We start from the raw sequence: 9,579 nt of genomic DNA on the forward strand, positions 1-9,579 counted from the left end.
GACGCCCACGCGCACACCGCTACCCATGCTCATCTGTGAAGGGCCCGTAAATCTTCACCGGAAGATCCTGGCCCTGATGTTCTTTGGTGAACACAGCCCGTGAGACCCGGTCCTGAACATTGCGTTGAACTTGCTGCGGTACAAGCGAAATCTTGTAGGTCAGTGGTGAGATTTCTGAGAACAGTTTGCGCGCCACGACTTCCCCTGTGCCTTTGGATCGCGCCCCCTGAGACTGGGAGCGCCACGTGGTTCAGACGCTACGACTGCGTTCCACAGCCCCCAAGTTTTCTTGCACACCGTGAGCAACCTGAGATGTTTGACGGCGAATGTTACGCGGTCAGAGCCGTCGTGACAGCCGACGACGTCGCGGCAGGACCGCGTTCAAGACCACGCTCAGCGCTCCCAAACCTATGGCCATTGTCAACATCCACCACAGCGGAGCCTCACCGATCGGGCGAGAGTTTCCGTACTCAAAGATCAGTGCCATACCCGCGCTGAACACGATCACACCCAGTGCGCACAGGGCGATCACCAAACCGCGATTCATCCGTTCAATGGCGAATTCGTAGAACAACGCCCCCGCTGTCACGCCGTAACCACCCAGCACGGGCAACAGCAACAAGCCCCAGGTGTACGTCACGGTCATCTCTGCGCTGACCAAGAACATGACAAAGAACAACAAGGTGATCAGGCAGGCCGTCAGGGAGCCGACCACGAGCACATCCCGGACGCGGTCTTCGGTCCCCGTGGGGGACCTTCTGCCGCGGTCTGGATCAGCTGAATCTTGAGGGTTCACCCCATTCACCCTACGTGTGACCTGAGGTTTTGCGCAGGGAGGTCAACGAATCAGGATGGCAACCACCCGAAGCATGAAGGTCTCACTTAATGTGTACGTATGGCCCAGTTGCATGAACTCGTCACGCCGGATTCCATTTGCCTCAACGCCCGCGCGCGCAACTGGCGATCCGCGATTCGTGTGGCCGGCAAGCTTCTGATCAATGCCGGTGTGGGATCGCCCGCGTACACGGACGCCATGATGAAGAACGTGGATGAACACGGCCCGTACATTGTGATTGCACCAGGATTCGCTTTTGCCCACGCGCAAGCACCTGGGCTGGTTCAACGCACCGGCATGGCGTGGGTGCGGCTGAGAAAGCCAGTGAAGTTCGGCAATGAACTCAACGACCCCGTCACCTTGATTGCCGCACTCGCCTCAGCGGACAGCACCCAGCACATCCAGGCCATGCGCCAGTTGATCACCCTGGTGGACAACGATCAAACCCGGGCCCGTCTGCAGACTGCAGCTGACGTCCAGGATTTCATGGCCGTCCTGGGCCACTTGAACCGCCAGTGAGCACCCAGCCTGCATTGACCATCCAATCGGTGGTTGCCCAGGCAATCTCCAGTGACCCGGGCGTAGTCTCAAAACCATGAGCACCTCCACCGGTTTCAAGCGTTCCAGTCCCTGGTCGGACGGCTTGGGCAGAGCTGCCATGCGCGGACTTCAGTTTCTGATCCTGATTACCGTAATCGCGTTGTTGCTGTACGGATTGCTGGCCATCAAAGTGGTGGTGATGGCGCTTCTGATCGCGCTCATCCTGGCCTCCGCGGTCCGTCCGGTGGTGGCGTAGTTGGAGCGCCGCGGCTGGCCTGGTCTGGCATCAGCCGCGTTGGTGTTCTTGAGCTTGATTGTGCGGCTGAGTGCTGTGACTACAGGCGTGGTGTTGGGGATCCAGGACGGCTGGGACAACCTGATGTCCTCCGCGAGCTCCGGTTGGCAGCAACTGCAGGACATGCTCCACAACAGCCCCTGGCCGGTTCTGGTGGATCCACAAACCATCAATTCCGCCTTGTCACAGCTGCAGGGTGCACTGACCAGCTCTCAAGCTGAGCAAAGTGCCCTGAGCGGCCTGTCCGTGGCCTCCGAGGTCTTGGCCGGTGCCGTTCTGATGTTGTTGACTCTGTTTTTCTTCATCAAGGACGGCCCGCAGATGTGGGCATTCGCTCTCAGTTGGGTCCAGGGCCCGTCCAGGGAGAAGATCCAGGCCTCCGGGCGCCAGACGGTGACCACACTGGGTGGCTACACACGCGGCATCGCCCTGATTGCGGTGATTGACGCCTTGCTGATCGGACTGGGCTTGTGGATCCTGCAGGTGCCATTGGTGGTGCCTCTGACAGTGGTCATTTTTGTCACCGCCTTCATCCCCACCATTGGTGCCCCCATAGCCGGTGCCCTGGCAGCGCTGGTGGCGGTGGTTCACCACATTGACGGCTACATCCTGCACCCCCTGATCATGGGCAAAACCCTGCATCTGCATGGCCCTGTTGTCCTGCTGGCCGTGGCGGCAGGCACGCTGCTGGGTGGCGTGGCCGGCGCGGTCCTGGCCGTGCCGCTGACGGCTGTGGCGTGGGCGATCATCGAGATCTGGACCGGTCGGGACGGCTCCACCGCCGTCAGTTCTGAGACCGCACCCACCGACGACGACGCCCTGCCCACCATCTCTGAACCCACCCCAGCCAACTAGGCAGGGAACTGACCACCACGGTCCACGTGAATTCTGCGGCGACAACGGCGGCTGTAGCCTTCGCCCATGGAGACCATTGACCTGGAACAACAACCGACTCTGGCCACTGAGCTGTGCGTGGCCCCTGGCGAACGGCTGCTCAGCGCCGTGACGGCACTCGGCCAGGATGACCTTGAGGCACCCAGCCACTTGCCCGGATGGACATGAGCCCACGTCCTCGCCCACTTGGCAGGTAACGCAGAAAGCCATGTCAGGCGGCTGGAAGGCGCCCTTCGCGGCGAAGACCTACCTCGGTATCCCGGCGGCCCGGACCAGCGCCGCTGAGGTATAGACGACGGAGTCAAGCTGGGAGCCACCGCACTGATAGACCATGTGGTCCGGTCCCAGGAGCATTTGAATGATGTTCTGCAAAAGTGCGTCCGCGCAGGATGGCCCCACCAGGAGTTCATGGCCCGTGACACCTACCCGGTCAGGGGCTGCCCTGCCCACCGGTTGCGGGAAATAGAGATGCACCACGCTGACCTTGGGATCGGGTACTCGCCACATGACTGGCCCGAGGCATACGTTGCCTGGGATCTGCAGAATCTCTTGGCAACGGTCACGCAGCGACTGACCAGCCAAGATGATGCCCGTTCGCTGCTGGCCTGGCTGGCCGGGCGCGGCGATGTGTCCTCCACATGGACCCTTGAGCCCTGGAGGTGACTTCCGCGGGTGACGGGGCTGCGCCGTCGTCGTGAATAGTCGTCGTGAATACCGGGTCCCCACCAAGGAACAGGCGCCAAGGACTCCCCCACCACTTGCGAACTCCGTAGGCTGTGTTCATGGCGACTTTGCATGAACTGGTGACCCCCGAATCCATCCGCCTGGACGTTCAGGCCGGTGACTGGCGTGAGGCAATGCAGGCCGCCGGTGACCTCCTGGTGACGGCCGGTATCAGCGACGATTCCTACACCGCCTCCATGATCAACAACGTGGAGGAGCACGGCCCGTACATCGTGATCACGCCCGGTCTGGCCTTTGCTCACGCCCGCGCCGACGACGACGTCCACCGAACCGGCATGGCATGGGTCCGCCTGGCCGAGCCGGTGAGGTTCGGACACGAATCCAACGACCCCGTGACCCTGGTGGCGGCGTTGGCCGCCATGAACAGTTCCTCCCACATCATGGCCACCCGCCAACTGGCAACACTGCTGGAAGATGACCAGAAGCGTGCAGCACTGGAATCGGCCACCACGCCGGAGGAATTCTTGGCTGCACTGGCGTGATAAACCAAGCAGGCCGCCACTCAATGTGTCGCGGCCTGCTCGATCATCAGCGGGTGGGGTCCAGCACCACCTTGATGCAGCCGTCCTGCTTGTTCATGAATGTCTCGTAGGCTTCAGCCGCATCGCTGAGCGGGATGCGGTGCGTGGCCAGGTCCTCCAGCCCCAGAACGTCTTGCTCCTGGAAGACGATCTCAGAGAGCTCACCGGTCCACTGGCGCACATGGCACTGGCCCATGGCAATGCGCAGACCCTTGTCAAAGATGTCCCGCACCGGCATGGGGTTGGCGTTGCCCGCATACACACCGGACACGGACACGGTCCCTGAACGGCGAACGCCCTGAATGGCGGTCAGCAAAGCATCCGTGCGGTCAATACCGGCTTTGTCCATCACGGGCTGACCCACGGCGTTGGGCAGCTTGCTGGCCAGCTTCACCACGCCTTCTGCCACCGGATTCCCGTGGGCTTCCATCCCAACGGCGTCCAAAGTGGAGTCCGCTCCGCGGCCGTCCGTGAGGTCAAAGATCGCATCCGCCACGGAATCAACCGTCCGCAGGTCAATCACTTCTGCACCCCAGGATCGAGCCAACTCCAGGCGTTCATCCACCAGGTCCACGGCAATGATCTTCTCCGCGTTGCCTTGGTACTTGGCAGACCGCAAGGCCAATTGCCCCACCGGGCCCAGACCGATCACGGCCAAGGACCCACCCTGGGGCACGTTGGCCCACTTCACGCCCTGCCAGGCGGTCGGCAGGATGTCCGAAAGGTAAAGGGCACGCTCGTCACTGAACCCTTCCGGAACTTTGACGGGGCCAAAGTCTGCGTGGGGCACACGCACGTACTCCGCCTGGCCACCGGGGACCTGGCCGTACATCTTGCTGAAGCCGAACAGGGAGGCACCGGCACCGTATTCCGTGTTCTGCGTGGTCTCGCACTGAGCAAAGAATCCGCGCTCACACATCCAGCAGTGACCACAGGAAACGTTGAAGGGCACCACCACGCGATCCCCCACGCTGAGGTTGGTGACTCCCGGACCAACCTGCTCCACGATTCCCATGAACTCATGGCCCAGCACGTCACCGGCATCCATGTACGGGCCAAACACGTTGTAGAGGTGCAGGTCAGATCCACAGATGGCCGTGGAGGTCACCTTGATGATGGCGTCGGTGGGTTGCTGCAGCTCCGGCTTGGGGATGTTGACCACTTCCACCTTGCCGGGAGCCTGCCAAGTCAATGCACGCACGAAGACCTCCTAAGTAAAAAGTTCCCTTACTACTTTGCCACGGAGGTACGTGGTGGTCCAATCGGATCTGGACGGCCCCTGTCAGTCGATGACCGGCGCCAGCGTGACCCTGTCCATGGCCCCACTGCCAACAACGCTGGTCCACAACCGGCGCCTGGCATCGCCTCACGTGGTGATCTGGACTACATTGGCACCCATGGGACGGTTCAGCTTCCTGGAATGGCCGGTGGTGCGCCAGCTGCGCACATCGGACACCACCGCGCGCAGTTCAGCCACCGTTTCCGAGCACACCCGGCAGATCACCTCCCGCAATGCCACCGCAGACCACGTGGTCAGCAGCGTGTGCCCCTACTGCGCAGTGGGCTGCGGACAAAAGGTCTACGTCAAGGACAACAACGTCATCCAGATCGAAGGCGATCCGGATTCTCCGATCTCCCGTGGCCGGTTGTGCCCCAAGGGTGCCGCCAGCGAGCAGCTGGTCAATGCACCAGGTCGGCAGTACCACGTGCTCTACCGCGCACCCAAGGCCAAGGACTGGCAGCGCCTTGAGTTGAGCAAAGCGGTGGACATGGTGGCGGACCGGTTCATTGAGACGCGTCGTCGTACCTGGCAGGACGCCGATGACCAAGGTCGCAAACTCAACCGCACCATGGGCATCGCCTCCCTGGGCGGGGCCACCTTGGACAACGAAGAGAACTACCTGATCAAGAAGCTGTTCACGGCAGCAGGCGCCATCCAGATCGAGAACCAGGCGCGTATTTGACACTCCGCCACCGTTCCCAGTTTGGGAACTTCTTTTGGCCGCGGCGGCGCCACACAGTCGTTGCAGGACATGGCGAATGCGGACTGCATTGTCATCCAGGGTTCCAACATGGCAGAGTGCCACCCGGTCGGTTTTCAGTGGGTGGCTGAGGCGAAGGCCCGTGGGGCTCGTGTGATCCACGTTGATCCACGTTTCACCAGGACCACTGCCATTGCGGACAAGCACGTGCCCATCCGGGCCGGGTCCGACGTCGTGCTGCTGGGCGCCTTGATCAACTACGTGCTCAGCAACGAACTCTGGTTTGACGAGTATGTCCGCGCCTACACCAATGCCTCCTACCTGATTTCTGAGGACTTCCAGGACACCGAGGACCTGAACGGCCTGTTCTCCGGTTACGACCCTGAGAAGGGCGGGTACGACCTTTCCTCCTGGGGATACCAAACTCGTCCCCATGAGGGAGCCTCCGGCCAGAGCCCGGAGCACGGCGAAGAAGTCAGCGATCATGCGGAAGGTGAATCTCACGGAAGTGGCGGCCCGCCGGCAGCGGCGGAACCGTTGCGGGATGAATCTCTCCAGGACCCCAACACCGTGTTCCAGATCCTCAAGCGCCACTACCGGCGCTACACCCCGGAGATGGTGCGGGAAGCCTGTGGCATCTCGGAAGAGGACTTTGACTACCTGGCCCGCTCCATCACGGAGAACTCCGGCCGCGAGCGCACCACGTGCTTTGCCTATGCCGTGGGTTGGACCCAGCACACATTGGGAGCCCAGTTCATCCGCACAGCTGCGATTCTGCAGTTGCTGCTGGGCAACATGGGACGCCCTGGCGGCGGCATCATGGCGCTGCGCGGACACGCCAGCATCCAGGGCTCCACGGACATTCCAACCCTGTTCAACCTTTTGCCGGGCTACTTGCCCATGCCCAAGGTGGAGCTGCAGAGCTCCCAGGAGTACATCAACTCCATTGCCTCCAAGCAGCAGAAGGGTTTCTGGGCCAACGCGGACACCTACGCCGTCAGCCTTCTCAAGGCGTGGTGGGGGGATGCAGCTCAACCGGAGAATGATTGGGCTTATGACTACCTGCCCCGTCTGACCGGCCCCCACGGTACGTACCAGACCCTGACCGCCATGCTGCGGGATGAGGTTGAGGGTTACTTCATCCTGGGTCAGAACCCAGCTGTGGGATCTGCCAATGGGCGCATGCAGCGCATGGGCATGTCCCACCTGAAGTGGCTGGTGGTGCGTGACTTCAGCTTGATTGAATCCGCCACGTGGTGGAAGGACGGCCCGGAGATCGAATCCGGGGAGTTGCGCACTGAGGAGATCGACACCGAGGTATTCTTCTTCCCCGCAGCCACCCATGTAGAGAAGTCCGGCAGCTTCACCCAGACGCAGCGTCTGCTGCAGTGGCGCCACCAAGCGGTGACGCCACCAGGCGAGGCCGAGAGTGAACTGAAGTTCTTCTATGAGTTCGGGCAAAAGATCCGCGAGCGGTTGGCCGATTCGGATGATCCGCGGGACCGCCCGCTCTTGGACCTCACCTGGGACTACCCGCTTCATGACGACGGCGATCCCGATGCTGAGTCCGTTCTGGCCGAAATCAACGGGCGCTTCCTCACAGGTCCTGATGCCGGCAAGCCGTTGTCCTCCTACGCGCAAATGAAAGGTGATGGCTCCACCGCGGGTGGCTGCTGGATCTACACCGGGGTGTACGCGGACAAGGTGAACCAGGCTGCGCGCAGGGTCCCCGGCAAGGACCAGGACGAGATCGCCGCCGAGTGGGGTTGGGCATGGCCTGCCAACCGCCGCATTCTCTACAACCGTGCCTCAGCGGACCCCCAGGGCAAGCCGTGGAGCGAGCGCAAGAAGCTGGTCTGGTGGGATGAAGAGGCCGGGCGCTGGACCGGCAAGGACATCCCTGACTTTGTGGTGGACCGCGCTCCCGGCACGGTGGCCCCCGAGGAGGCCGGCGGGGCCGCCGCTCTGGACGGGGATGATCCCTTCATCATGCAGGCCGATGGCAAGGGGTGGTTGTTTGCACCCAAGGGAATGGTGGATGGACCCCTGCCCACGCACTACGAGCCTCAGGAGTCCCCGGTCCGCAATCCGCTCTACGCCCAGCAACCCAATGCCACGCGTGAGCTGTTCCCCCGGTGGGACAACCTCAGCGCACCCAGTGAGGGTGAACCGGGGGCGGAGGTCTACCCGTTCATGTTCACCACCTACCGGCTGACGGAGCAGCACACGGCCGGTGGCATGAGTCGCTGGCTGCCGTATCTGGCGGAGCTGCAACCGGAGATGTTCTGTGAGGTCTCACCTGAGCTGGCCGCCGAACGCGGGTTGGAACACAACGGCTGGGCCACGTTGGTCTCCCCACGTGCCGCCATTGAGGCCAAGGTGATGATCACTGAACGCATGCGCCCACTGCAGTCCGGTGGACGGACAGTGCATCAGATCGGTCTGCCGTACCACTGGGGTGTTGGCGGTGAGGCAGTGGTCAGTGGCGATGCCGCCAATGACCTCATGGGCATCACCCTGGATCCCAACGTGCACATTCAGGAGTCCAAGGTGGGGCTCTGTGACATCCAACCCGGCCGACGCCCCCGCGGCACCGAGCTGGTGGAATTGGTCAAGAAGTACCAGCAACGTGCCGGGCTGGACCTGGAGACCGGCAATGTTCGGGTCACGGATCCGCAAGCAGAAGTGGAGGAGAACCGATGAGCGCTGAGCCCAAGGACGGTAACCCGACTTCTGATGCCCACTACGATCACCCGCACTCACGCCGCGGGTTCTTCACGGACACCTCCATCTGCATCGGCTGCAAGGCCTGTGAAGTGGCCTGCAAGGAGTGGAACCGCAACCCCGCGGACGGCGACTACTCGATCCTGGGTTCCTCCTACGACAACACAGGAGCCCTGGGCGCGGACACCTGGCGGCACGTGGCGTTCATTGAACAGGACAGCCAACGGATCGAGCAGGCACGGGAATCCGGTCGGAAGCTGGTGAGCCTGGGAATGCCCCAGGTGGGCGCGCCCTCATCCGGTTCTTCCGTCGCCTCGGGCACGGGTTCCGCCGGCACGGGTTCCGCCGGTGGGGGTTGTGGGTCGGGAGGGTGCGGTTCGGCGTCGTCGTCGGATTCGGGCCCCACCCCGGAGTTCCGGTGGCTGATGTCCTCTGACGTGTGCAAACACTGCACCAACGCGGGCTGTCTGGACGTGTGCCCCACTGGCGCGCTTTTCCGCACCGAGTACGGGACCGTGGTGGTCCAGGACGACATCTGCAACGGCTGCGGCACCTGCGTGGCCGGCTGCCCGTTCGGCGTGATCGAACGGCGCGAGGACGGCCTGGTGGACACACCAGCCAGCCGGGAGATGCCGGACACCGTCCGCAAACCCCAGGACGGCGTGGCCCAGAAGTGCACGCTGTGCTACGACCGCCTCAAGGATGACGAAACCCCGGCCTGCGCCAAGACCTGCCCCACCACCTCCATCAAGTACGGGCAACGTGAGGACCTGTTGGCCACCGCCCAACAGCGAGTGGCTCAGTTGCACGAGCAGGGCATGACGGAGGCAAGGCTCTACGGTGCCAACCCCAACGACGGCGTGGGCGGCACCGGCTCCATCTTCCTGCTCCTGGATGAACCCGAGGTCTACGGGCTGCCGCCGGACCCGCGCGTTCCCACCGCTGATCTGGCCCACACGTTCAAACGGACTGGTGTGGCCATGGCGGGCATGGCACTGGCCACTGCCGCCGCATTCGTGGCGGGGGGCCGCCGGTGAGCGTTTC

Annotated in this window: 10 protein-coding genes; 8 read left to right on the forward strand and 2 right to left on the reverse strand. The window is 62.8% G+C overall.

Features of this window, described 5'->3' with window-relative positions; translation table 11 throughout:
• Positions 1 to 337: 337 nt before the first annotated feature.
• Entirely contained in the window at positions 338 to 715 is a 378-nt protein-coding gene (locus L979_RS01880; protein ID WP_047688539.1) for a hypothetical protein, read from the reverse strand.
• Between the two features lie 180 nt (positions 716 to 895).
• On the opposite strand from L979_RS01880, the gene L979_RS01885 reads away from it, so the two are divergent.
• The 6 genes from L979_RS01885 to L979_RS01900 all read left to right on the forward strand — a co-directional run bounded on the left by L979_RS01885 (position 896) and on the right by L979_RS01900 (position 3,790).
• On the forward strand, positions 896 to 1,354 hold the full coding sequence (locus tag L979_RS01885; RefSeq protein WP_052209342.1) for a PTS sugar transporter subunit IIA: 459 nt from the start codon (positions 896 to 898) through the stop codon (positions 1,352 to 1,354).
• A 76-nt stretch (positions 1,355 to 1,430) separates the two neighbouring features.
• Complete coding sequence (locus tag L979_RS14270) at positions 1,431 to 1,631, forward strand: hypothetical protein (protein ID WP_052209343.1); 201 nt, start codon at positions 1,431 to 1,433, stop codon at positions 1,629 to 1,631.
• A complete protein-coding gene (locus L979_RS01890) occupies positions 1,632 to 2,525 on the forward strand; it encodes an AI-2E family transporter (RefSeq protein ID WP_052209344.1) in 894 nt (297 codons plus the stop codon).
• A 66-nt stretch (positions 2,526 to 2,591) separates the two neighbouring features.
• The gene (locus tag L979_RS15755) at positions 2,592 to 2,732 is read left to right on the forward strand and encodes a hypothetical protein (RefSeq protein WP_156125303.1); all 141 of its coding nucleotides are present in this window, start codon (positions 2,592 to 2,594) and stop codon (positions 2,730 to 2,732) included.
• A 240-nt stretch (positions 2,733 to 2,972) separates the two neighbouring features.
• On the forward strand, positions 2,973 to 3,227 hold the full coding sequence (locus tag L979_RS01895) for a hypothetical protein (protein WP_047688542.1): 255 nt from the start codon (positions 2,973 to 2,975) through the stop codon (positions 3,225 to 3,227).
• Between the two features lie 119 nt (positions 3,228 to 3,346).
• Positions 3,347 to 3,790 carry a PTS sugar transporter subunit IIA gene (locus tag L979_RS01900; protein ID WP_081993588.1) on the forward strand — a complete coding sequence of 148 codons (444 nt, stop codon included), beginning with the start codon at positions 3,347 to 3,349 and terminating at the stop codon, positions 3,788 to 3,790.
• Positions 3,791 to 3,836: 46 nt separating this feature from the next.
• Here the strand turns inward: L979_RS01900 and L979_RS01905 are convergent, their stop codons facing one another.
• Positions 3,837 to 5,030: a zinc-dependent alcohol dehydrogenase gene (locus L979_RS01905; protein ID WP_047688544.1), complete on the reverse strand. Its 1,194-nt coding sequence runs from the start codon at positions 5,028 to 5,030 to the stop codon at positions 3,837 to 3,839.
• A 196-nt stretch (positions 5,031 to 5,226) separates the two neighbouring features.
• Here L979_RS01905 and fdh point away from each other — a divergent pair, with 196 nt between their 5' ends.
• Both fdh and L979_RS01920 read left to right on the forward strand, forming a co-directional pair.
• Complete coding sequence (gene fdh / locus L979_RS01915) at positions 5,227 to 8,514, forward strand: formate dehydrogenase (protein WP_231559352.1); 3,288 nt, start codon at positions 5,227 to 5,229, stop codon at positions 8,512 to 8,514.
• Positions 8,511 to 9,572, forward strand: coding sequence for a 4Fe-4S dicluster domain-containing protein (locus tag L979_RS01920; RefSeq protein WP_047688548.1), 1,062 nt, complete (start codon positions 8,511 to 8,513; stop codon positions 9,570 to 9,572). Before fdh ends, L979_RS01920 begins: the two co-directional genes overlap by 4 nt.
• Positions 9,573 to 9,579 lie beyond the last annotated feature (7 nt).

The sequence above is a fragment of the Kocuria sp. ZOR0020 genome, from assembly GCF_000800955.1.
GTDB classification, from domain to species: Bacteria; Actinomycetota; Actinomycetes; order Actinomycetales; family Micrococcaceae; genus Kocuria; species Kocuria subflava.

What these genes read in the sequence shown, in the direction of transcription:
- L979_RS14270 (WP_052209343.1), top strand. Translation starts at nt 1,431, where the DNA reads ATGAGCACCTCCACCGGTTTCAAGCGTTCCAGTCCCTGGTCGGACGGC.
- L979_RS01900 (WP_081993588.1), top strand. Translation starts at nt 3,347, where the DNA reads ATGGCGACTTTGCATGAACTGGTGACCCCCGAATCCATCCGCCTGGAC.
- L979_RS15755 (WP_156125303.1), top strand. Translation starts at nt 2,592, where the DNA reads ATGGAGACCATTGACCTGGAACAACAACCGACTCTGGCCACTGAGCTG.
- L979_RS01920 (WP_047688548.1), top strand. Translation starts at nt 8,511, where the DNA reads ATGAGCGCTGAGCCCAAGGACGGTAACCCGACTTCTGATGCCCACTAC.
- L979_RS01885 (WP_052209342.1), top strand. Translation starts at nt 896, where the DNA reads ATGGCCCAGTTGCATGAACTCGTCACGCCGGATTCCATTTGCCTCAAC.
- L979_RS01895 (WP_047688542.1), top strand. Translation starts at nt 2,973, where the DNA reads ATGGCCCGTGACACCTACCCGGTCAGGGGCTGCCCTGCCCACCGGTTG.